General features: G+C 67.8%; 21 protein-coding genes. 13 read left to right on the top strand and 8 right to left on the bottom strand.

Going from position 1 to position 22,968, the window contains the following annotated elements:
- Positions 1–13: 13 nt before the first annotated feature.
- Positions 14–262 carry a UvrB/UvrC motif-containing protein gene (locus ASF00_RS15945; protein WP_055881551.1) on the top strand — a complete coding sequence of 83 codons (249 nt, stop codon included), beginning with the start codon at positions 14–16 and terminating at the stop codon, positions 260–262.
- Between the two features lie 155 nt (positions 263–417).
- Here ASF00_RS15945 and ASF00_RS15950 read toward each other — a convergent pair whose 3' ends face one another.
- Genes ASF00_RS15950 through pdxH form a run of 3 tightly spaced genes read right to left on the bottom strand, consistent with a single transcriptional unit; the run spans position 418 to position 2,728 of the window.
- Positions 418–1,209 carry a PhzF family phenazine biosynthesis protein gene (locus ASF00_RS15950; protein WP_055881554.1) on the bottom strand — a complete coding sequence of 264 codons (792 nt, stop codon included), beginning with the start codon at positions 1,207–1,209 and terminating at the stop codon, positions 418–420.
- Entirely contained in the window at positions 1,206–2,153 is a 948-nt protein-coding gene (locus ASF00_RS15955) for a cation diffusion facilitator family transporter (protein WP_055881558.1), read from the bottom strand. Before ASF00_RS15955 ends, ASF00_RS15950 begins: the two co-directional genes overlap by 4 nt.
- The gene (pdxH, locus tag ASF00_RS15960) at positions 2,150–2,728 is read right to left on the bottom strand and encodes a pyridoxamine 5'-phosphate oxidase (protein WP_055881561.1); all 579 of its coding nucleotides are present in this window, start codon (positions 2,726–2,728) and stop codon (positions 2,150–2,152) included. Before pdxH ends, ASF00_RS15955 begins: the two co-directional genes overlap by 4 nt.
- Positions 2,729–2,837: 109 nt before the next feature.
- On the opposite strand from pdxH, the gene ku reads away from it, so the two are divergent.
- The 4 genes from ku (at position 2,838) to ASF00_RS15980 (ending at position 10,158) form a co-directional block, all read left to right on the top strand.
- Entirely contained in the window at positions 2,838–3,704 is an 867-nt protein-coding gene (gene ku / locus ASF00_RS15965) for a non-homologous end joining protein Ku (protein ID WP_055881565.1), read from the top strand.
- A gap of 77 nt (positions 3,705–3,781) precedes the next feature.
- Positions 3,782–6,325, top strand: a complete 2,544-nt coding sequence (gene ligD, locus ASF00_RS15970) for a DNA ligase D (RefSeq protein ID WP_055881568.1) — start codon at positions 3,782–3,784, stop codon at positions 6,323–6,325.
- Between the two features lie 268 nt (positions 6,326–6,593).
- On the top strand, positions 6,594–9,101 hold the full coding sequence (locus ASF00_RS15975) for a circularly permuted type 2 ATP-grasp protein (protein WP_055881572.1): 2,508 nt from the start codon (positions 6,594–6,596) through the stop codon (positions 9,099–9,101).
- Between the two features lie 163 nt (positions 9,102–9,264).
- Positions 9,265–10,158 carry a transglutaminase family protein gene (locus ASF00_RS15980; RefSeq protein WP_055881575.1) on the top strand — a complete coding sequence of 298 codons (894 nt, stop codon included), beginning with the start codon at positions 9,265–9,267 and terminating at the stop codon, positions 10,156–10,158.
- 124 nt (positions 10,159–10,282) lie between these two features.
- Here ASF00_RS15980 and ASF00_RS18620 read toward each other — a convergent pair whose 3' ends face one another.
- A complete protein-coding gene (locus ASF00_RS18620) occupies positions 10,283–10,429 on the bottom strand; it encodes a hypothetical protein (RefSeq protein ID WP_156348401.1) in 147 nt (48 codons plus the stop codon).
- A 95-nt stretch (positions 10,430–10,524) separates the two neighbouring features.
- Here ASF00_RS18620 and ASF00_RS15985 point away from each other — a divergent pair, with 95 nt between their 5' ends.
- From ASF00_RS15985 to ASF00_RS16005, 6 genes are all read left to right on the top strand, one after another.
- Positions 10,525–11,460: a DnaJ C-terminal domain-containing protein gene (locus ASF00_RS15985; protein ID WP_082463497.1), complete on the top strand. Its 936-nt coding sequence runs from the start codon at positions 10,525–10,527 to the stop codon at positions 11,458–11,460.
- Positions 11,461–11,542: 82 nt separating this feature from the next.
- A complete protein-coding gene (locus ASF00_RS15990; protein WP_235525940.1) occupies positions 11,543–12,433 on the top strand; it encodes a YihY/virulence factor BrkB family protein in 891 nt (296 codons plus the stop codon).
- Positions 12,434–12,441: 8 nt separating this feature from the next.
- Positions 12,442–13,233: an enoyl-ACP reductase FabI gene (gene fabI, locus ASF00_RS15995; RefSeq protein ID WP_055881582.1), complete on the top strand. Its 792-nt coding sequence runs from the start codon at positions 12,442–12,444 to the stop codon at positions 13,231–13,233.
- Between the two features lie 77 nt (positions 13,234–13,310).
- Positions 13,311–13,727 (top strand): endonuclease domain-containing protein, encoded by a 417-nt coding sequence (locus tag ASF00_RS18145; protein ID WP_082463498.1) that lies wholly within the window; start codon positions 13,311–13,313, stop codon positions 13,725–13,727.
- Entirely contained in the window at positions 13,724–14,791 is a 1,068-nt protein-coding gene (gene aroC / locus ASF00_RS16000) for a chorismate synthase (RefSeq protein WP_055881586.1), read from the top strand. Before ASF00_RS18145 ends, aroC begins: the two co-directional genes overlap by 4 nt.
- Positions 14,792–14,848: 57 nt before the next feature.
- Entirely contained in the window at positions 14,849–15,331 is a 483-nt protein-coding gene (locus ASF00_RS16005; RefSeq protein ID WP_082463499.1) for a hypothetical protein, read from the top strand.
- A gap of 58 nt (positions 15,332–15,389) precedes the next feature.
- Here the strand turns inward: ASF00_RS16005 and ASF00_RS16010 are convergent, their stop codons facing one another.
- The 4 genes from ASF00_RS16010 to ASF00_RS16025 form a co-directional block, all read right to left on the bottom strand.
- The gene (locus ASF00_RS16010) at positions 15,390–16,679 is read right to left on the bottom strand and encodes an adenylosuccinate synthase (RefSeq protein ID WP_055881592.1); all 1,290 of its coding nucleotides are present in this window, start codon (positions 16,677–16,679) and stop codon (positions 15,390–15,392) included.
- Between the two features lie 30 nt (positions 16,680–16,709).
- Positions 16,710–17,810, bottom strand: a complete 1,101-nt coding sequence (locus ASF00_RS16015; RefSeq protein WP_055881595.1) for an ATP phosphoribosyltransferase regulatory subunit — start codon at positions 17,808–17,810, stop codon at positions 16,710–16,712.
- A gap of 342 nt (positions 17,811–18,152) precedes the next feature.
- Positions 18,153–19,730 carry a phosphoglycerate dehydrogenase gene (gene serA / locus ASF00_RS16020; RefSeq protein ID WP_055881598.1) on the bottom strand — a complete coding sequence of 526 codons (1,578 nt, stop codon included), beginning with the start codon at positions 19,728–19,730 and terminating at the stop codon, positions 18,153–18,155.
- Between the two features lie 180 nt (positions 19,731–19,910).
- A complete protein-coding gene (locus tag ASF00_RS16025; RefSeq protein WP_055881603.1) occupies positions 19,911–21,065 on the bottom strand; it encodes a phosphoserine transaminase in 1,155 nt (384 codons plus the stop codon).
- A 185-nt stretch (positions 21,066–21,250) separates the two neighbouring features.
- On the opposite strand from ASF00_RS16025, the gene ASF00_RS16030 reads away from it, so the two are divergent.
- Positions 21,251–21,922 carry an extensin family protein gene (locus ASF00_RS16030; RefSeq protein ID WP_055881606.1) on the top strand — a complete coding sequence of 224 codons (672 nt, stop codon included), beginning with the start codon at positions 21,251–21,253 and terminating at the stop codon, positions 21,920–21,922.
- A gap of 46 nt (positions 21,923–21,968) precedes the next feature.
- Positions 21,969–22,853 carry a TIGR00730 family Rossman fold protein gene (locus tag ASF00_RS16035; RefSeq protein WP_055881608.1) on the top strand — a complete coding sequence of 295 codons (885 nt, stop codon included), beginning with the start codon at positions 21,969–21,971 and terminating at the stop codon, positions 22,851–22,853.
- Positions 22,854–22,968 lie beyond the last annotated feature (115 nt).

Genomic DNA, 22,968 nt, shown 5'->3' on the forward strand with positions numbered 1-22,968 from the left:
GCGTTGGGGCGGGATGGATATCGAAGACCTTCGCCGCCAGATGGAAGCCGCCGCCGCCGCGATGGACTTCGAAACCGCCGGGCGGCTGCGCGACCAGATCAGCGTGTTGCGCGGTGGCGGCGAGGTGGCCGACACCGCCGGACTGACCCGTCAGCAGCCTGGGGCGATGGGGCTCGGGACGAGCCAGCAGCGCATGACCCCGCCGCCGGGCTGGGTGAAGCCGAAAAAGCCCGATCCGATGACCAAGGGGCGGAAGCGCTAGGGTTGGCGTTCTTCTACCGAATACCCCCCGCCAGGGGGAAGCGGCAGGCGCAGGCTGACGGAGGGGGCGGTGAGCGATCACCTTGCGTTCCGTGCCCTCCCCCTCCGTCGCCTTCGGCGCCACCTCCCCCTTGCGGGGGAGGATTAGGGAGTGGCTCACGGCAGCAGGAACGTGCCTTCGATCGTCGTTACGCACGATCCGCCCAACACCACCCGGTCGCCGTCCAGCCGGCAGGTCAGTTTCCCGCCGCGCGCGCTCGCCTGATAGGCGGTGAAGCTGTTGCCCAGCGTCTGCGCCCAGTACGGTACCATCACCGCGTGCGCGGCGCCTGTTACCGGATCCTCGTTGATCGCGTAATAGGGCGTGAAGACGCGGCTGACGATATCGGTCGCCTGCCCGCGTGCCGCGACGATCGCGACGATCGGGAACGCTGCCAGCGCGGCAAAGTCGGGCTTCAGGTCGCGGACCATGCCCTCGTTCTCGACGATCACGAGCGCATAGCCCTTGTCGTGCCACAGGGTCTCGACGGGCGACTCGATGGTGAGCGCCGCGACGATCTCCGGGATCGCCTTCGGACTTGGCCCCCATGCCGGCAGCTCGAGCGTGTAGCCGCTCCCTGCACGCGCGACCTCGAGCATGCCCGCCTGTCGCGTCCGGAACCGGACCCGGTTGAGCGCGGTATCCGACGACAGCACGAAATGGCCGCTTGCCAGCGTCGCATGGCCGCACAGAGCGACCTCGGCGCCGGGCGTGAACCAGCGCAGGTCGAACTCGACGCCCTCTTCGTCCGACGCGACGATGAAGGCGGTCTCGCTCAGGTTGTTCTCCTGCGCGATGTTCAGGAGCACCGCGTCGTCGAGCCACGCCGCGAGCGGCATGACCGCGGCCTGGTTGCCGCCGAACGGCGTGTCGGCGAACGCATCGATCTGCGCGAACGGTATTCTCATAGACGTTTCCCAAACCAATGCGGCGTCACGTCCGCCTCGACCAGCGGATTGTCGGTGTCGACATGGCCCTCGGGATCGAGGTGGATCAGCACCTCGACCTTGGGGAAGGCGGTGCGCAGGTTGCGCTCGACCGCCTCGACGATGTCGTGCGCCGCGCCGACGGTCAGGTCGCGCGCGACCTCCATGTGGAACTGCGCGAACTCGTGGCTGCCCGAGCGCCGCGTGCGGAAATCGTGGATCCCGCGGATGCCGGGCTGGCGCGCGGCGACGTCGAGGAACTGCGCGCGCAGATCCTCGGGCCATTCCTTGTCCATCAGCTGGTCGATCGCGTTGGACGAGGCCGAGAACGCGCCCCAGGCGAGCCACAGCGCGATGACGATGCCGAAGATCGGATCCGCGCCGCTCCAGCCGAGATACTGGTCGAGCACCAGCGCGACGATCACCGAGCCGTTGAGCAGCACGTCCGACTGGTAGTGGACGTTGTCCGCAAGGATCGCGACCGAACCGGTCTGACGGATGATACGGCGCTGATAGGCGAGCAGGAACACGGTGGCGACGATCGCGATGACCGACACGCCAATGCCGAAATCCGCGCCGGTGGTCGGCTGCGGATCGTTGAACGCGAGGATCGCGCGCCACGCGATGCCCGCCGCCGAGGCGGTGATCAGCATGACCTGGAACAGCGCGGCCAGCGCCTCAGCCTTGCCGTGGCCGAAACGGTGATCGTGATCCGCGGGCGTCGCGGCGAGCCGCACGCCGTACAGCGTGACCAATGACGCGAGCAGATCGAGCGCGGTATCGGCGAGCGAGCCAAGCATCGCGACCGACCCGGTGGTCCACGCCGCAAAGCTTTTCAGCAGCAGCAGGAAGCACGCCATCGCGACGCTGGCGAGCGCCGCGCGGGTTGCGAGCGGGATGATCCGGCGCCGTTCGTCCTGCGTCATGGGAACAACAGTCCTTCGGTCCAGCTGCCCCCGTCTCGCGTGAACACCCGGCGTTCGTGGAGGCGGTGTGCGCGGTCCTGCCAGAACTCGATCCGGGTCGGCACGATCCGGTAGCCGCCCCAATGCGGCGGCCGTGGCACGTCCTGCCCTTCGAACTTTGCGGTCATCGCCGCGACGCGATGCTCGAACGTCTCGCGACTGTCGAGCGGACGCGACTGGTCCGAGGCCCAGGCGCCGATCCGTGAATCGCGACCGCGCGAGGCGAAATAGGCGTCCGACTCGGCGTCGGCCGCGTGCGTCACCGGACCTTCGATCCGGATTTGGCGGCGCAGCGACTTCCAGTGGAACAGCAGCGCGCCCTGCGGATTGGCAGCCAGTTCGCCCGCCTTGCGGCTTTCGCGGTTGGTGTAGATCACGAAACCGTCGGGGCCATGGCCTTTCAACAACACCATGCGCACCGAAGGCCGCCCCTCGGCATCGGCCGTCGCGAGCGCCACCGCGTTGGGGTCGTTCGGCTCGGACTCCTTGGCTTCGGCGTACCAGCTATCGAACAGCGTGAAGGGATCGTCTGACATGGGCGCGCCATAGCGGGGTTTGCGCGGGAGCGAAACTTTGGAACGACTCCACCGTGCCGATGATTGATCCAGGTAATCGAATCGTTTCCGCAACGAAGGAACACGCAAGGTGGCAGCGCGCGCGTATTGGCAGGGGCAGATCCGCCTGGCCCTCGTCTCGATTCCCGTCGAAATCTACTCCGCGACCAAGTCCGGCGCCGCGGTCTCGTTCAAGCAGATCCACGAGCCCTCGGGCCAGCCGATCCATTACGACAAGGTCGTCACCGGCGTCGGCCCTGTCGACACCGACGAGATCATGAAGGGCTATGAAGTCTCGAAGGGCGAATATGTCCTGCTCGAGCAGGACGAGATCGACGCGGTCAAGCTCGAATCGAAGAAGACGCTGGAGCTGACCCAGTTCGTCGATGCGAGCGAGATCGACGTGCTCTATTACGAGAAGCCCTATTTCGTGGTGCCCGCCGACGACCTGGCGGAGGAGGCGTTCATCGTGCTGCGCGAGGCGCTCAGGCGGACGAAGAAAGTCGGGCTCGGCCAGCTGGCGATGCGCGGGCGCGAATATGTCGTGAGCCTGAAGCCCTGCGGGCGGGGCATGGTGCTGGAGACGCTGCGCTATGCCGACGAGGTGCACAAGGCGCAGGGGTATTTCCGCGATATTCCCGACGACAAGCCATCCGAGGAGCTGCTCGAACTCGCCGAGGCGCTGATCACGAAGCGGAGTGGGGATTTCCATCCGCAGGACTTCCACGACCGCTATGTCGATGCGCTGAAGGACCTTATCGAGCGCAAGCGCAAGGCGAAGGGCAAGACGATCATCGACGACAAGAATACGGGCGCGAAGACGGGATCGAACGTGGTCGACCTGATGGCGGCGTTGAAAAAGTCAATGGAGAAGGCCGGCGGGACTGCCGCGGCGGAGAAGAAAACGCCCGCCAAAAAGGCTCCCGCCAAACGTGCACCGGCTAAAAAGCGTGCGTAGCGTGCAACATTGTGTCCTCGCGAAGGCGGGGACCCAGACTGGGCTCCCGCCTTCGCGGGAGAACATTGGTGGCTGAGGTGCCCGATCCCCTCGCACTGTACAATGCCAAGCGGGACTTCGCGAAGACCGCGGAACCCGCGGGCACGCTTGCCCCCGGTAACGGCCCTTCGACAGGCTCAGGACAGGCGCGCTTCATGGTGCAGAAGCACGATGCCACGCGCCTGCACTGGGACTTCCGCCTCGAGATCGACGGCGTGCTCAAGAGCTGGGCGGTCACGCGTGGGCCGAGCCTCGACCCGGACGAGAAGCGGCTCGCGGTCCGCACCGAAGACCATCCGCTGAGCTACGCCAGTTTCGAGGGCTCGATCCCGGCGGGCGAATATGGCGGTGGCACGGTCATGCTGTGGGACCGGGGAACGTGGTCGCCGATCAAGGGCAAGTCGGCGAAGGATCTCGACAAGGGGCATCTCCACTTCGTGCTCGAGGGCGAGCGGATGAAGGGCGAGTGGCTGCTGATCCGCCTCAAGCCGCGCGCGAAGGAGAAGCGCGAGAACTGGCTGCTGCGCAAGATCGACGATGCGGCGGCGGGCGGGACGGATGTGCTCGTCGAGCAGGCGCTGACGAGCGTCTCGACCGGGCGGACGATGGTCGAGATCGCGGAGGGCAAATCCTCCCCGGCACGGGGAGGGGGACCAGCGAAGCTGGTGGAGGGGGCGGGCCGCAAGCGTACCACCAGCCGTAAAGGTGACGCTGGGGGCAGCCCCCCCTCCACCCCCGCGAAAGGTCGCGGCGGTCCCCCTCCCCGTGCCGGGGAGGATTTTCAGGCGTTGCAACTCTGCACGCTGGTGGATGCCGTCCCGAGTGGTTCCGCGTGGCTGCACGAGGTCAAATATGACGGCTACCGCGCGCTCGTGTCCGTCGCGAACGGCAAGGCCAAGGTGTTCACCCGCAGCGGGCTCGACTGGACCGACAAGTTCTCGGCCATCGCCGAGGCCGCCGCCAAGCTGCCGGTAAAATCAGCGCTGATCGACGGCGAGATCGTCGCGTTCAAGGATGGGCACCCCGATTTCTCGACGTTGAAGGACGCGATTTCCAGCGGCGGGGACATGACGCTGTTCGCGTTCGATCTGCTCGCGCTCGACGGCGAAGACCTGACCGGGCTCTCCAACCTCGACCGCAAGGCGCGGTTGCAGCCGATCATCCCGGCGGACGACGACCGGCTGCGCTATTCCGACCACGTCGTCGGTGCGGGCGAGCAGTTGTTCGAGACGATGTGCCGCGAGGGGCTGGAAGGCATCGTCTCGAAACGCGCCGACGCGCCGTATCTCGGCAAGCGGACCAAGGCGTGGCTCAAGGTCAAATGCACGCACCGGCAGGAGTTCGTGATCGTCGGCTGGCTGCCCTCGGACAAGAAACGCGGGTTCAAGTCGCTGCTGCTCGGTTTGCGCGAGGGCAAGGGCTATCGCTATGCGGGCAAGGTCGGCACCGGGTTCGACCAGGCGATGATGGACGCGCTGCGCGACAGACTCGACGCGCTCGATCGCAAGACGCCGACGGTCGATGCACCCAAGGCCGCGGTGCGCGGCGCGAAATGGGTGACGCCGAAACTGGTCGCCGAAATCGCGTTCGCCGAGGTCACGCCCGATGGCGTGCTGCGCCATTCGAGCTTTATCGGACTGCGCGAGGACAAGGCGGCGAAGGACGTCGTCGCCGAAACCCCTGCCCCGCTGCCGCCCGCGGAAGACAGCGCGGCGCCGGTGACGACCGTCACGGTCAGCAGCCGCGACCGGCTGATCTTCGAAGACTCGGACGTCAGCAAGGGCGATCTCGCGGATTATTACGCCGCGGTGTCGGGGATCATGCTGCCGTTCGCCGCCAACCGCCCGATCAGCCTCGTCCGCTGCCCGCAGGGCCGGTCGCGCGCGTGCTTCTTCCAGAAACACGATGCGGGCAGCTTTGGCGACGCGGTCCACAAGGTGCCGATCCGCGAGAAGGACGGATCGACCGAGGATTATCTGTATGTCGACGATGCCGACGGGCTGGTCGCATGCGTGCAGATGGGGACGATCGAGTTCCATGGCTGGGGCTCGTCGAACGCGACGCTGGAGAAACCCGATCGGCTCGTGTTCGATCTCGATCCCGACGAGGGGCTCGACTTTGGCGATACGAAGACGGCGGCGGAGCATCTGAAGAACCAGCTGGCGGAACTGGGTCTGGTCAGCTTTCCGATGCTGTCGGGGGGCAAGGGCGTGCATGTCGTCGTGCCGCTGACCCCGGAGGCGGAATGGCCGGCGGTGAAGGACTTTGCGGACCGGTTCGCGCGCGCGCTGGCGGGGGCGGAGCCCGAGCGCTTCGTCGCGACGATGGCGAAGGCGAAGCGGAAGGGGCGGATCTTCATCGACTGGCTGCGCAACCAGCGCGGCGCGACGGCGGTAATGCCGTATTCGGCGCGGGCTAGAGCGGGGGCGCCGGTGGCGGCGCCGGTCTCGTGGAGCGAATTGCGCGATATCGAGACGGCGGCGCGCTGGGGTGTTCGGAATAGAGCGGAGCTGATCGAGCGGGCGGGGTCACGAGGTTTGGAGGGGTGGGGTGTGGCGGATCAGGTGCTGCCGGATTTGTAAGAGGCCCCTCCCCCATCCACCACCCCGGCGGAGGCCGGGGTCCAGTTGGGGGCCAGTGCTAATGACGGGCGGCGCTCCGTTACGACCACCTTTCCAACTGGGCCCGGCCTTCGCCGGGGTGGTGGCCTTCTCTTGGGGGCGGTGCTTCGCCACTCTATACTGTTGCAAGGGGACAGGGTGGCGGCGCCCCGCATGACATTTTATGTTGCGCCGCCGCGTCGAAAGGTGAAACACCGCCGGCTGTATTCAGGGGCTTGAGGCATTGGACATGGCGACGCACTCCGCGCCCCCGCTAGTTACGGCGCCGGCGACCGCGTTCGACGCGGCGGTCCATGCCGACCGCTGGATCGCCGACTATTGCGCGCGTAGCACCAGCGCCGACGTGCTGTGCCCGACCGCCGATGGCAGCGTCGATCCGGCGTGGCCGGCGATGTTCGCCGAGCTGGCGATGGTCGCCTCGGACGACCTCGGCCATATCCGCGAACGCGTCCAGCGGCACGCGGTCGACATCGGCACGGGCTTTCGCATTGCCGACGAACCTGACGAGCGCCCCTGGCCCGTCTCGCCCGTCCCGCTGCTGATCGAGGCCGGCGAATGGGCGGGTATCGAGCGCGGCGTAATCCAGCGCGCGACGTTGATGGAGACGGTGATCGCCGATCTCTACGGCGAGGGAAAGCTGGTCGCGGACGGCCATATCCCCGCCGCGCTCGTCACCGGCAGCCCGTTCTTCCTGCGGCCGATGGTCGGGCTCGAACCCCCCGGCGGCCGCCATCTCGATTTCATCGCGATCGACCTGGGCCGCGGCCCCACGGGCGAATGGCGCGTGCTCGCCGATCACCTGCGCGCGCCCGCGGGTGCCGGCTATGCGCTCGAGAACCGGATCGCGGTCGGCCGCACGCTCGGCGGGTTGCAGGATCGGCTCAACGTCCAGCGACACGCGCCGTTCTTCGCCGCGTTCCGCGCGGGGATCGCGGCGATGTGCAAGCGGACCGACCCGCGGATCGGGCTGCTGACGCCCGGCCGGTTCAACCCGAGCTATCCCGAACAGGCGCATCTCGCGCGCTATCTGGGGCTGTTGCTGGTCGAGGGCGCCGATCTCGCCGCACTCGAGGACAAGGTCTATGTCCGCACGATCGGCGGGCTGAAGCGGATCGATGCGCTCTGGCGGCGGCTCGACCCGCGGTTGCTCGATCCGCTGGCGTTCGACACGCATTCGCAGATCGGCGTGCCCGGCCTGATCGACGCCTATGCCGCGGGCAACGTCGTGCTGTCGAACGCGCCGGGCTCCGCGGTGCTGGAGGCGCCGGCCTTCTCCGCCTTCCTGCCCAACCTCGCGCGGTCGCTGCTCGGCGAAGACCTTTTGCTGCCCAACATCGCGACCTGGTGGTGCGGGCAGACCGCCGCGAAGGAGAGCGTCGAGGCCAATTTCGACCGCCTGCTGATCGGTCCGGCGTTCCATGCGCGCCCGCTCGGCATGACCGGCGGCCCGACCGCGGGCGCCGACATCACCGGCGACGCGCGCACGGCGCTCCTGGCCGACATGGCGAACCGGCCGCAGGATTATGTCGGGCAGGAACTGGTCCGGCTCTCGACGATGCCCGTCGTCGTCGGTGACGAACTCGTGCCCCGCCCCTTCACGCTGCGCGTGTTCGCGGCACGCGGTGGCGACGGCGAATGGACCGTGCTGCCCGGCGGGTTCGCGCGGATCGGCGAGCATCCGGACGCGCGCGCGGCGGTGATGGGCGAAGGCATCTGGTCCGCCGATGTCTGCGTCTATGGCGCGGAGCCGGTCGCGCCGGTGTCGCTGCTGACCGCCGCGGATTCGCTGCAGGTGCGGCGCAATCCGGGCACGTTGCCGAGCCGGGTGGCGGACAATTTCTACTGGCTCGGCCGCTATCTGGAGCGCGGCGAGGCGCTGCTCGGCGCGATCCGGGTGATGCTGGGCAATTCGATCGACGTCGATGGCGGCGCGGGGCTGTCGCCGACGACGGTGGGCAAGCTGGTCGGGCTGATCGTCGGCGCTGGCAGCGCGCCGCATCCGCCGAGCTTGCGCCGCGCCGACCTGACCGCGCTCGCGCGGACCGCGATGGAGGACGAGGCGTGGCAGTCGATCCTGACGCTCAACCGGCACGCGCGCGAGATCGGCGAAGGCTCGCGCGATCGGTTGTCGGCGGACATGGTGCGGCTGCTTGAGGCGCCCTTCCCCACGCATCGCGGGATGCTTGAGCGCGCCGGGTCGCTGCAACGCCGCTATGCCGCGATTGCGGGGCTGTCGGCCGAGCATATGGGGCGGACGGCGGCGTGGCGGTTCCACGATCTCGGCCGGCGAGTCGAGCGGGCGATGGCGATGGCGCGCGCGATCCGGTTGTTCGGGATGCCGGGGGCCTCGCCCGACGACCTGTCGGTGCTGCTCGATCTTGCCGACAGCCAGATCAGCTATCGCCAGCGCTATCCGACCGGGATCGCGCGCGTGCCGGTGATCGACCTGGTCGCGCTCGATCCGGGCAATCCGCGATCGCTGGCGTTCTCAGCGGAGCGGATCGCCGCGCGGCTGGCGGAACTGCCGGTGCTGAGCGACGACGAGATGGCGGAACCGCAACAGGCGCAGGCGACCGGGTTGCAGGCGATCGTGATGACCGCGACGGCCGCGGCGCTCGATGCCGAGACGCTGGGCGATATCGAGCGGCGGCTGGGGGCGGTGTCGGACGCGCTGGCGCGGCGGTATTTCCTGCAGGGCGCCGAGCCGTTGCGGACCAGTGGGCTGACGTTGGCGTGATAGGCGGCGTGAGAATCGTAACCCAAATCCTCCCCGGCACGGGGAGGGGGACCATGCATCGCATGGTGGAGGGGGCTCTCCACCAGCGCAACGCTCGCGGCGCCCCCCCTCCACCACCAGCAAGCGGCTGGCGGTCCCCCTCCCCGTGCCGGGGAGGATTTTGATGATCTACGATATCCGCCACGTCACGACGTTCGATTACGGCGCGAGCGTCAAGTTCGCGCGGTGCAATCTGCGCCTGAAACCGATCGACTGGCCGGGGCAGCACCTCGATTCCTATGCGCTGTCGGTTCACCCGGCTGGGCGGACCAGCGCCGCGCGCGCGGAGGCGGGGCTCGCCAATGTCACGCGGCTGGTGGTCGACAGCCCGGTGCGGCACCTGACGATCGAAAGCCGGTCGCGGATGACGGTCGACCGGCTCGTGCCCGTCCCCGACGCGAGCGATCCGACGCTCGGCGAAATCGCGGCGATGGCGCGGGCGAGCACCGATCTGTCCGCGGCGAGCCCGGCGAACTATATATACCCCTCGCCGCTGATCCCGCTCGACCAGGCGATCGCGGACTATTGCGCGATCGATCTCGATCCGTCGCGCGGTGCGCTGGAGGCGGGAATCGCGCTTGCACGGCGGATCCAGCAGGAGTTCGAGTTCGATGCGGATGCGACGCTGGTCGATACGCCGCCGCACGAGGCGTTCCTGCAACGCAAAGGCGTGTGCCAGGATTTCGCGCAGATCATGATCACGGGCCTGCGCGCGGCGGGGCTGCCTGCCGCCTATGCGTCGGGCTATATCCGGACGATCCCGCCCGAAGGCCAGCCGCGGCTGGTCGGGGCGGATGCGACGCATGCCTGGGTGCTGCTGTGGTGCGGGCCGGTGCGCGGCTGGGTCGGGGTCGATCCGACCAACGGGATCTGGATGGCGAGCGACCATATCGTGATGGCGATCGGGCGCGATTATGCGGAGATCGCGCCGGTCGACGGGGTGGTGCTCGGATCGGGCGCGCAGAACATGGACGTCAGCGTGGATGTCGCGCCGATGGACCAGGTTGCGCTCGGCTGACTTCTTCGCTTCCCTGTTCTCCCGCGAAGGCGGGAGCCCAGGAGCCGCGATCGTTGTCCCTGATTACCCTGGGCTCCCGCCTTCGCGGGAGAACAAGGTATTAAGGCCGGGTCCTGGAAAGACGCTATTTCTTGTCCTCATGCGGGTTCGGATAGGCGCCGCCGCCGCTCTCGCCGCCCTGCTCCTTGGCCGGTGGGTCGTTGACGCCGTCCTTCTCCTTGGCGCCGTCGTCATTCTTCGGCACGCCCTGCATCGGTTGCTTGTCGCTCATCATCGTTTCCTCTCGGAACATCAAACACCCCGCGCGCAATTGCGTTGCGGACGCCCTCGCCCCACATAGACGCGCAAGTAAGAATGGGGACGTAAGTGGCCGATCCGTACAAGACTCTGGGTGTAGCGCGCGACGCGACCGAAGCCGACATCAAGAAGGCGTATCGCAAGCTCGCCAAGGAGCTTCATCCCGATCGTAACAAGGACAATCCGAAAGCGTCGGAAAAGTTCAGCCAGGTCACCAACGCGTACGACCTGCTGAACGACAAGGACAAGCGCGCGCGGTTCGACCGCGGCGAGATCGACGGCGACGGCAACCCGGCCGCGCCGTTCGGGTTCGGCGGTGGCGGTGGCGGACGTCCGCACCCCGGCGGCTTCCGCAGCGAAGGCTATGAGGGCGGCGCCGGCGGGGCCGACATGAGCGATATCTTCGAAGGGCTGTTCGGCGGCGCACAGCGCGGCGGCGGCGGCGGCTTCTCCGGTGGATTTGGCCGACGGCCGCAGCCGAGAGGCGAGAACGTCGCCTATCGCCTGCAGGTCCCGTTCGTCGAAGCCGCCGCGCTGGAGCCGCAGCGCGTAACGCTGTCGGACGGCAAGACGCTCGACCTGAAACTCCCCGCCGGAGTCGAGACTGGCACGCAGATGAAGCTTGCCGGCAAGGGCGAGCAAGGGCCCGGCGGCGCGGGCGATGCGATCCTGACGATCGAAGTCCAGCCACACAAATTCTTTACGCGCGACGGCGACGACGTCCGGCTGGAGCTGCCGATCACGCTGGCCGAGGCGGTGCTGGGCGGTTCGGTCAAGGCGCCGACGGTCGACAAGCCGGTCATGCTGACGATCCCCAAGGGGACGACGTCGGGCAAGACGCTACGTCTGAAGGGCAAGGGATTTCACAAGAAGGGCGGCACGCGGGGCGACCAGCTGGTGACGTTGATGATCGACATTCCGGCGAGCGATGCGGCGCTGACCGCGTTCGTCGAGGGCTGGACCGGGCGCGAGGCGGGGAACCCGCGGGGGTCCATGGGCGTCTGAACGCGTTGTGAACGACAGTCCCCTTACGCCCGAAGCGCGCGCGCACCATCATGGCGTCACGCGCACCCGTTTCAACCGCGGCATGGCGAAGGTCAGGCCGGGAAGCCGCGCGTTTGAGGTGTTCAAGCGCGCGGCGATCGGTGTGTTCAACGACGGGTTTATCCATGCCGGGAACCTCGCCTATCTCGCGCTGATGACGGTGTTTCCGTTTTTCATCGTCGCAGCGGCGATCCTGTCGATCTTCGGGCAGAGCGTCGAGACGGTGCGCGCGGTCGAATCGTTCCTGAACGTGTTGCCGCCCAATGTCGGCGACCTGTTGCGCAAGCCGATCGCCGACGTGCTGGCCGCGCGGACGGGCTCGCTGCTGTGGCTGGGCGCGCTCGTCGGGTTGTGGACGGTCGGCAGCTTCGTCGAGACGATCCGCGACATCTTCCACCGCGCCTACGGGATCAAGGCGACCGCGCCGTTCTGGAAGTCGCGGCTCGGCTCGTCGGCCGTCATCATCCTGTCGGTGGTGATCGCGCTGCTCTCGTTCCTGGTGCAGGGCATCCTGACTGCGGCCGAGCAGTTTATCTACCGCCTCCTCCCCTTCGCGCAGGATGCCGCGGGCTGGGTCGGGCTGTCGCGGCTGATCCCCGGCCTCCTGATGTTCGGTGCTTTGTACCTGCTCTTCTATTCGGTGACGCCGTCGCGCTATCGCTATTCGAAGTGTCGCAAATGGCCGGGTGCGCTGTTCACCACCGCGTGGTGGGTCAGCGCGACGGCATTGCTGCCGGTGATCCTGTCACGGCTCGGCGGGTACGACTTGACCTATGGTAGTCTCGCGGGCGTCGTCATCATGCTGTTATTTTTCTATGTCATCGGGCTCGGGCTGGTATTCGGCGCGCATCTGAACGCAGCACTGGCGGAACCCCCCGAAACAACGCTAGAGCAGCCCGCTACGGATATGCAGGCAGAGGCGGGGACGGCGTGAACGGTTTGATGGCGGGCAAGCGTGGGTTGATCATGGGTCTGGCGAACGACAAGTCGCTGGCCTGGGGGATCGCCAAGAAGCTGTCCGAAGCGGGCGCCGAGCTCGCGTTCAGCTATCAGGGCGAGACGATGGAGAAGCGCGTTCGCCCGCTTGCCGAGCAGCTGGGCGTGGCGCGGCTGTTCGATTGCGACGTGTCGGACATGGGCGCGCTCGACGCGACCTTCGACAAGTTGGCGCAGGAATGGCCGACGATCGACTTCGTCGTCCACGCGATCGGCTTTTCGGACAAGAACGAGCTGCGCGGGCGGTTCGTCGATACCAGCCTCGACAATTTCCTGATGACGATGAACATTTCGGTCTATTCGTTCGTCGCGGTCGCGCAGCGTGCGGCCAAGATGATGACCGAAGGCGGCGCGATGCTGACGCTGAGCTACTACGGCGCCGAGAAGGTCATTCCGCATTACAACGTGATGGGGGTGGCCAAGGCCGCGCTCGAGACGAGCGTGCAGTATCTGGCGGTCGATCTGGGTCGCGACAATATCCGCGTGAATGCGATCTCGGCCGGGCCGATCAAGACGCTGGCCGCCAGCGGGATCGGTGATTTTCGCCTGATCCTGAAGTGGAACGAGCTGAACTCGCCGCTGAAGCGCAACGTGACGATCGACGATGTCGGCGGCGCGGGGCTGTACCTGCTGAGCGACCTCGCGAGCGGCGTGACGGGCGAGACGCACCATGTCGACGCTGGTTACAACGTGATCGGCATGAAGGCCGAAGACGCCCCCGACATCGCACTGGTCTAAGCAGACGCCGCATCGACCTTCCCCTCTCCCTTCAGGGGAGAGGGAGGGGCCCATGCAAAGCATGGGAGGGTGAGGGGATGAAACGGCCACCCGGCATCGCAGCGCGCGATCGCCTACGCCATGCGCGCAAAGCGCCCACCGAGCCCGAGCATCGCCTCTGGCAGATTCTCCGAAATCGCCAGCTGGGCGGCCTCAAATTCCGCCGCCAGGTCTGGCTCGGCCCCTATATCGTCGATTTCCTCTGCCCCGAGATCGCGCTCGTGGTCGAAATTGACGGCGACACCCATGCAACGCCCGATGCGCAGGCCTATGACAAACGCCGAACCGCGTTATTAGAGGCTGAAGGCTATCGGATATGCCGGTTCGGGAATGATGACGAGATGACGAATATCGACGGTGTGGCTGCGGCGATCGTCGCCCGCGCCAACGCCCCCTCACCCTCCCACCGCGTTGCGGCGGGCCCCTCCCTCTCCCCCAAGGGGAGAGGGTTTTGAGCGTTAACACGTTCGGGCGGATGTTCCGCTTCACCACCTGGGGCGAGTCGCACGGCCCCGCGCTCGGCGCCGTGGTCGATGGGTGCCCGCCGGGGATCGCGCTCACCGAGGCCGACATCCAGCCCTGGCTCGACAAGCGCCGCCCCGGCACCTCGCGCTTCACCACGCAGCGGCGCGAGCCGGATACCGTCCGCATCCTTTCCGGCGTGTTCGACGGGCGCACCACGGGCACGCCGATCAGCCTGATGATCGAGAATGTCGACCAGCGCTCGAAGGATTATTCGGACGTCGCCAAGGCCTATCGCCCCGGCCATGCCGACTACGCCTATGACGCCAAATACGGCTTTCGCGATTATCGCGGCGGCGGCCGGTCGTCGGCGCGCGAAACCGCAGCGCGCGTTGCCGCCGGCGCGATCGCGCGGCTGGTCGTGCCGCAGGTGCGGGTGCGCGCCTGGGTCGAGGCGATCGGTGGCAACGCGATCGACCCCGCCAACTTCGACGACGCGCAGATCGATCAGAACCCCTTCTTCTGCCCCGATGCCGAGGCTGCGCTACGCTGGGAAGCACTGGTCGATGCCGCGCGGAAGTCGGGGTCGTCGCTCGGCGCGGTGATCGCGTGCGAGGCGACGGGTGTGCCCGCGGGTTGGGGCGCGCCGCTTTATGCCAAGCTCGATTCCGAACTCGCCTCCGCCTGCATGAGCATCAACGCGGTCAAGGGGATCGAGATCGGCGACGGGTTCGCCGCCGCCGCGCTGTCGGGCGAAGCCAATGCCGATCCGATGCGCCCCGGCGAAAATGGCCCCGAATTCCTTGCCAACCATGCCGGCGGGATCGCGGGCGGGATCGCGACCGGCCAGCCGATCCGTCTGCGTGTCGCGTTCAAGCCGACCAGCTCGATCCTGACGCCCGTTGAGACGATCAGCCCGACTGGCGAAGCGGCGACGATAGCTACCAAGGGGCGTCATGATCCGTGCGTGGGCATCCGCGGAGTTCCTGTCGTCGAGGCGATGGTTGCCCTCGTGCTGGCCGATCAGGCGTTGCTGCATCGGGGCCAGTGCGGCTGATCAGGGAACCTCTGCCGCGCCGAAGCGCTTGCTCTTCAATAACTTAGGAGAGTGATAATGCGCATTTTGACTTCGATCGCCGCAGCAGCCCTGATCATTCCGGGCGTGGCCATGGCACAGACGAGCACTGGCGGCTCGATGGGCGGCACGATGGGCGGTACGGCGTCGGGCAGCATGAACGGCGGCATGTCGGGCAGCACCATGGGCCAGACCAAGTCCACGACCGCCGGTTCGACCGCAACGACGCGCACGCAGCGTGGCACGAAGGCACGTAGCCGCACGCGTGGCACGACATCGGGCACCGCCTCGGGCACGATGGGCACCGGCACGACCGGCAGCACGATGTCGGGTACGACTGGCAGCACGATGGGTGCCGACACGATGGGCGGCACGACCGGCCCGATGGGCACGACCGGAACGATGGGCAGCACGACCGGCACCATGAGCACCGGTACGATGGGTGGCACCACGGGCACGATGGGCGGTACGACCGGCGGCGCCATGGGTTCGACCACCGGTACGACCGGCACGCCGCGCTGATCACAGCCTCGGCTAACGAATGAGAGGCCGGGCGAGTGATCGCCCGGCCTTTTTCGTGTCAGTCGGAGAACGGGTCGCGGACGAGGATCGTGTCGGCACGCTGCGGGCTGGTCGACACCAGCGTCACCGGGCAGCGGATCAGTTCCTCGATGCGGCGGATATACTTGATCGCCTGCGCGGGGAGATCGGCCCAACTGCGCGCGCCGGCAGTTGTTTCCTGCCAGCCTTCCATCGTCTCGTAGATCGGCTCCACGAGCGCCTGGTCCGCTGCGTGCGCCGGGAAATAGTCGAGCGTCTCGCCGCGCAAGCGGTAGCCGGTGCAGATCGACACGGTCTCGAACCCGTCGAGCACGTCGATCTTGGTCAGCGCGATGCCCGTGATGCCACCAACCGCCGCCGCCTGACGTACCAGCACCGCATCGAACCAGCCGCAACGCCGCTTGCGCCCGGTCACCGTCCCGAACTCGTGGCCGCGTACGCCGAGGCGCTCGCCGGTCTCGTTCTCGAGCTCGGTCGGGAACGGTCCCGAACCCACGCGCGTCGTATAGGCCTTGGCGATGCCGAGCACGAAGCCGACCGCCGCTGGCCCAAGGCCCGACCCGCCGGCAGCGGCGCCCGAGATCGTGTTCGACGAGGTCACGAACGGATAGGTGCCATGATCGACGTCGAGCAGCACGCCCTGCGCGCCCTCGAACAGGATGCGCTTGCCCGCTGCGCGCGCGGCGTTGAGATCGCGCCATACGGGCTTGGCGAAGGGCAGCACGAAGCCGGCAATCTCGCGCAGCTCGGCGATCAGCCGTGCGCGGTCGATCGGCGGCTCGCCGAAACCTGCGCGCAGCGCGTCGTGATGCGCCGTCAGGCGATCGAGCTGCGGGCCCAGATCGTCGAGATGCGCCAGATCGCACACGCGGATCGCGCGGCGACCGACCTTGTCTTCATACGCCGGGCCGATACCACGGCGAGTCGTGCCGATCTTGCCGGCGCCGCTCGCATCCTCGCGCAGACCGTCGAGGTCGCGGTGGAACGGCAGGATCAGCGCGCAGGTGTCGGCGATCCGCAGCGTCTCGGGCGTCGCGACGACGCCCTGCGCGCCGAGCCGGGCGATCTCGTCCTTGAGCGCCCAGGGATCGAGCACCACGCCGTTACCGATGAACGACGGCGTGCCGCGCACGATGCCCGAGGGCAGCAGCGACAGCTTGTACACGTTCTCGCCGACGACCAGCGTGTGGCCGGCATTGTGGCCGCCCTGGAACCGTACGACCATATCGGCCCGCTCGGCGAGCCAGTCGACGATCTTGCCCTTGCCTTCGTCGCCCCATTGCGCGCCGATGACTGCTACGTTGGCCAAACTCTATCTCCTGAGGATTACCCGCAGCGCCTACAGCGCGCGGGGGCCGCCCGCTACCCAAAGATGCGTGCAGACCTGTGCTTCGGGGGTGTCGCCTGTCTCGAGCGCGGCGACGGTGACCCAGCCCTGCGCGCGCATCGCCGCGCCTTCGCTGGCCGACGTGCCGAACGGCAGGAACAGGCGGCGGCGATCGACGCTCGCGGTCTGGCCGACGAGTGCATCGGCGAACAGCGAGAAACCGGTCGCGGCTTCCTCCGCGCCGGTTTCGTGGACGATCGTGTAGGTGCCGCCGCGGCCGACCTCCCGCGCGCTGCCATCGGCGAACAGCGAAAAGCCGAGCCAGCTCTGATATTCGAACCCGTGCCGCTCGGTCGGATCGAGCGTTAGCGCGACGCGACCGTCGAGCGCGTCGGCGATCCGCGCGAGCGCGTCGAGGCGGGAGGCGAGCGCGCCGCTCGTGTCGAACGCGCGCAACCGCTCCATCGCCTGCGCGAACGGCCCGGCGGCCTCGATCAGCGGGAGGTAGGCGGGCGCGAGCGCGGCGACCGCACCGGCATCCTTCGCATCGAGGCGGTCGCGCAGCGTCGCGACATGCTCGGGCGCGACGTGGAGCGGGCCGGCGGCGAGCGTCGGCACGAGGTCGGGGAGCGTGAAGTCGATCGACGCGCCGGTAACATCGGCGGCGGTGATCATGTCGACCGCGACCGCGACGAGTTCCTGCGCGGCGGCAACCGAATCGAGCCCGATCAGCTCGCAGCCGATCTGCCGCGTCTCCCGCGCCGGCGCGAGCTGCGATGCGCGCAGTTTGAGAACGGAACCCGCATAGCTCAGCCGCACCGGGCGCGGGTGATGCCCCATCCGCGTCGCGGCGATCCGCGCGACCTGCGCGGTGATGTCGGGGCGGATCGCGAGCGTACGCTGCGACACCGGATCGACGAAGCGGACCGCGTCGTGCAGCCCGCCGGCCTTCAGCCGCATCTCGAGCCCATCGGCGAATTCGGCGAGCGGCGGATCGACGCGCTCGTAGCCGTGCAGCCGCGCGGCCTCGAGCACACGGGCTTCCAGTGCCGCCGCCGAATCGGCGAAGGGCGGCAGGCGATCTCTAAATCCCTCGGGGAGCAAAGCAGTCATGCGCGAGCCTCTAGAGCAGGTTGCCGCGAGATTGAACCGCGTTCGTCGGCATGACGTACGGGCTTAGCAGGCAGCAACAAAAACCGGCCCTTGCACGATCCTCCCCCGCCAGGGGGAGGTGGCAGGCGCAGCCTGACGGAGGGGGCGGAAGCGATAACGCCGGTTGCCCTATCCTCCCCCTCCGTCACCTTCGGCGCCACCTCCCCCTAGCGGGGGAGGATTGAGACATCCGGGTCGGATCGGGGGCGGGCCGGGGTGAGGGGCGCCGCGAGCGCTGCCCTTCCCAACGGCCCCTCACCCAACCCTCTCCCCGGAGGGGAGAGGGCTAAGTAAGTAGCGGCCTTAGAAGTTCAGACCCATTGCGGTCTTCACGCCCGGGAGCGCGCGGACCTTGGTCAGCAGGTCCGGCGTCACCGCCTCGTCGACCGACAGCAGCAGCACCGCCTCGCCGCCCGCCGAGCGGCGGCCGAGGTGGAAGGTGCCGATGTTGACGCCCGCCTCGCCCAGCGCAGTGCCGAGGCGGCCGATGAAGCCCGGCGCGTCGACGTTGACGACGTAGAGCATCGGCCCCGCCAGATCGGCCTCGATCTTCACCCCGAACAGCTCGACGAGGCGCGGCGCCTGGTCGCCGAAGAGCGTGCCCGCGACCGACCGCTCGCCATCCTCGGTGCGGACCGCGACGCGCAGCAGCGTGTGGTAATCGCCCTCGCGCTCGGTCCGGACCTCGCGGACCTCGACGCCGCGGTCGCGCGCGATCAGCGGCGCGTTGACCATGTTGACGGTCGCGGTCTGCGTCTTCAAGAACCCGGCGAGCACCGCGCTGGTGATCGGCTTGGGGTTGAGCTCGGCGGCGGCACCCTCGCTATGCACCGAGATCCGGTCGATCGAGCCGTGCGCGAGCTGGCCGACCATCGAGCCGAGCTTTTCGGCGAGTGCCATATAGGGCTTCAACCGCGGCGCTTCCTCGGCCGACAGCGACGGCATGTTGAGCGCGTTGGTGACGCCGCCCGACATCAGGAAATCGGCCATCTGCTCGGCGACCTGGATCGCGACGTTGACCTGCGCCTCGCTGGTCGACGCGCCGAGATGCGGCGTGCTGACGAAGTTGGGCGTGCCGAACAGCGGCGATGCCTTGGCGGGCTCCTCGACGAACACGTCGAGCGCGGCGCCGCCGACCTGCCCCGAATCGAGCGCTGCCTTCAGCGCGACCTCGTCGATCAGGCCGCCGCGGGCGCAGTTGATGATCCGCACGCCCTTCTTGGTCTTGGCGAGCGCCTCGGCCGAGAGGATGTTGCGCGTCTGGTCGGTCAGCGGCGTGTGCAGCGTGATGAAGTCGGCACGCGCGAGTAGCTCGTCGAGCGTGACCTTCTCGACGCCCATCTCGATCGCGCGCTCGGGCGTCAGGAACGGATCGAACGCGACGACCTTCATTTTCAGGCCGCGCGCACGGTCGGCGACGATCGAACCGATATTGCCCGCGCCAATCAGGCCGAGCGTCTTCGACGTCAGCTCGACGCCCATGAAGCGGTTCTTCTCCCACTTGCCGGCCTGGGTCGAGGCATCGGCCTCGGGCAGCTGGCGGGCGAGCGCGAACATCAGCGCGATGGCATGCTCGGCGGTGGTGATCGAGTTGCCGAACGGGGTGTTCATCACGACCACGCCCTTGGCCGACGCGGCGGGGATGTCGACATTGTCGACGCCGATGCCGGCGCGACCGACGACCTTGAGGTTGGTCGCGTGCTCGAGGATTTCCTTGGTGACCTTGGTCGAGCTGCGGATCGCGAGGCCGTCATACGCGCCGATCATCGCCATCAGCTCTTGCGGAGTCTTGCCGGTGATCTCGTCGACCTCGACGCCGCGCTCGCGGAAGATCTGGGCGGCGCGGGGATCCATTTTGTCGGAAATGAGGACTTTTGGCATGGGATTGCTCCTGGGAATTCGGGAATGGGGAATACTTTCCCCTCACCTCTCCCATTTCCGTCACCCCGGCGGACGCCGGGGCCCATGGTTGCGGTCCGCGTCATGAGCGGATGCTCCGTGTCCATGGGTCCCGGCGTGCGCCGGGATGACGGATAGGGGGTTGAGAGAGGCTAGGCCAGATCAGCCAGCCTTGGCGGTCGCGTAGGCCCAGTCCAGCCAGGGCCCGAGCGCTTCGATATCGGCGGTGTCGACGGTGGCACCGCACCAGATCCGCAGCCCCGGCGGCGCGTCGCGGTAGCCCGCGACGTCATACGCAGCGCCGGCCTTTTCGAGCGCGGCGGCCATCGCCTTGATCATCGCCTCGTCGGCACCCTCGACCGTCAGGCAGACGCTGGTACGCGAACGCGTCGCCGGATCGGCGGCGAGATGGCCGAGCCAGTCGCGGTCCGCCACGATCTTATCCAAAGCCGCGGCATTCGCGTCGGAGCGCGCGATCAGCCCGTCCTCGCCCAGCGACTTCGCCCATTCGAGGCTGAAGATCGCGTCCTCGACGGCCAGCATCGACGGCGTGTTGATCGTCTCGCCCTTGAACACGCCCTCGGCGAGCTTGCCCTTCGAAACGAGGCGGAACACCTTGGGCAACGGCCAGGCGGGGGTGTAGCTCTCGAGCCGCTCGACCGCGCGGGGGCCGAGGATCAGCACGCCGTGCGCGCCCTCGCCGCCGAGCACCTTCTGCCACGAGAAGGTCGCGACATCGATCTTCGTCCAGTCGATGTCGTAGGCGAACACGCCCGAGGTCGCATCGGCGAAAGAGAGCCCCTCGCGGTCATCGGGGATCCAGTCCGCGTTCGGCACGCGCACGCCGCTGGTGGTGCCGTTCCAGGTGAACAGCACGTCGTTCGACCAGTCGACCAAGTCGAGATCGGGCAGCTGGCCGTAATCGGCACGCACCACAGTCGGGTCGATCTTGAGCTGCTTGACCGCATCGGTCACCCAGCCCTCGCCGAAACTTTCCCAGGCGAGCGCGGTGACGGGCTTGGCGCCCAGCATCGTCCACATCGCCATCTCGTACGCGCCGGTGTCGGAGCCGGGGACGATGCCGATGCGGTGCGTGTCGGGGAGCTTCAGCAGTTCGCGCATCAGGTCGATGCTGTACTGGAGGCGGGTCTTGCCGATCTTCGAGCGATGCGAGCGACCGAGCGAGGCGGTGGCGAGCTTGTCCGCGGACCAGCCCGGAGGCTTCGCGCAGGGACCGCTGGAGAAAAAGGGGCGTGCCGGTTTGGTGGCAGGCAGCGCAGGCGCACCCGTGGCGGGGGCGTAGGTCGTATCAGTCATGTATCTCTCCTCACAGAGAGCACGCGCGGCGTTGGGACCGCGTGGCCCGTTGCCGGCCCTAAACACGTGGCGCGGGGAGTCAACCGCTCCGGACTCGCTCCACCGCGCCGCGCCCTCGCCCCGTCACCCCGCGCTTGTTCCGAGGCGGATGGTGCAGCACGTCGTCCATCATGCGGGGTAAGACGATGGGCGAACACGGGAATACTCGCAGCGTGACGGCGGTGGTGATGCTGGCGCTGGCGCTGGCCGCCTGCGGTCGCGCCGATCGCCCTACCGCGCCGCAACAGACGCGCCCCAACCTGTCGGTCCCGAGCAACCGCGAGACCGCGCAATGCCTCGCCGACCTGCGCGAACTTCACGTCTCGTTCCAGGTGCTGCCCGATCGCGAGACCGGGCCGGGCTGTGGCCTGTCGGGCACGGTGAAGCTCGTCGACATCGGCGTGCCCGTTGCCAATCTCACCGCGGTGCGCTGCGGCGCGGCGCGGGCGTTTATCGGCTGGACTCGCAACGCGGTCGCGCCTGCCGCGTACCAGATGCTCGGCAGCGAACTCGCGCGGATCGACAGCATGGGCAGCTATGCGTGCCGCAACGTCGTCGGCTCGGCCCGCGGCGCCACCCGCCGCTCTGGCCACGCGATCGCAAACGCGGTGGATGTCGGCGGGTTCGTGCTGAAGGACGGGCGGCGGATCACGCTCCTCAACGACTGGAATTCGCCCGATCCGCAGGTCCGGCAGTTCCTCCAGACCATCCGCGCGTCCGCGTGCAAGCGATTCGGGACGGTGCTCAGCCCCGACTACAACGCCGCGCACCGCAACCACCTGCATCTGGAGGACGATCGCGCGAATTTCTGCCGCTAGGACATCGGTCTAGCGGCGTGGCCGGGTTTCCTCTAATCGCGCCTGAATGACAGATACACGCATTCCCTCGCGCGTTTTCGCAAACGCCAGCCAGGACGCTGAAACCGCCCGCGACATCACGTCGACGCCGCAGACCCAGCATCCGCATTACCGCCTCGCCTTCCAGGACATGGACTTCCTGCTCCGCGAAGACCTGCGCCCGGTGCGGTTCCAGCTCGAGCTGCTCAAGACCGAGCTCGTCCTCGAGGAGGCGAAGATCGCCTCGACCTTCGTGTTCTACGGCTCGGCGCGGATCCCCGAGCCTTTGAAGGCCAAGGCGCTGCTCGAACTCGCCACCGACGAAAAGTCGAAGAAGATCGCCGAGCGGCTCGTCGAGAAGTCGAAATATTACGACGTCGCGCGCGAACTCGCCGCCAAGGTCAGCGTGCTGCCGCGCGACGAGCGCGGCTGGCGGCAGTTCGTCGTGTGTTCGGGCGGTGGTCCGTCGATCATGGAGGCGGCGAACCGCGGTGCGACCGATGTCGGCGCCGAATCGATCGGGCTCAACATCGTCCTGCCGCACGAGCAGGCGCCCAACCCCTATGTGACCCCGTCGCTGTCGGTACAGTTCCATTATTTTGCGCTGCGGAAAATGCACTTCCTGCTGCACGCGCGCGCGCTCGCCGCGTTTCCGGGCGGGTTCGGGACGTTCGACGAGCTGTTCGAGCTGCTGACGCTGATCCAGACGGGCAAGATCCAGCCGATCCCGGTGCTGCTGTTCGGCCGCGCCTTCTGGGAGCGCGTCGTGAATTTCGACGCGCTGGTCGAGGAAGGCGTCGTCAGCGAGAAGGATCTCGGGATCTTCCGCTATGTCGAAACCGCGGACGAGGCGTGGGACGCAGTCCAGTCCTTCTACCGCGAGCGGGCTGCGGGGGACGCGGCGGAGGGCTGAGTTTTTCTTCCGTTCCCCACTACCACCCTCTCCGTCATCCCAGCGCACGCCGGGACCCATGGACACGGAGCGTTCGCGTATGAAGCGGACCGCAACCGTGGGTCCCGGCTTCTGC

It is taken from the genome of Sphingomonas sp. Leaf34 (genome assembly GCF_001421805.1).
Classification (GTDB): Bacteria; Pseudomonadota; Alphaproteobacteria; order Sphingomonadales; family Sphingomonadaceae; genus Sphingomonas.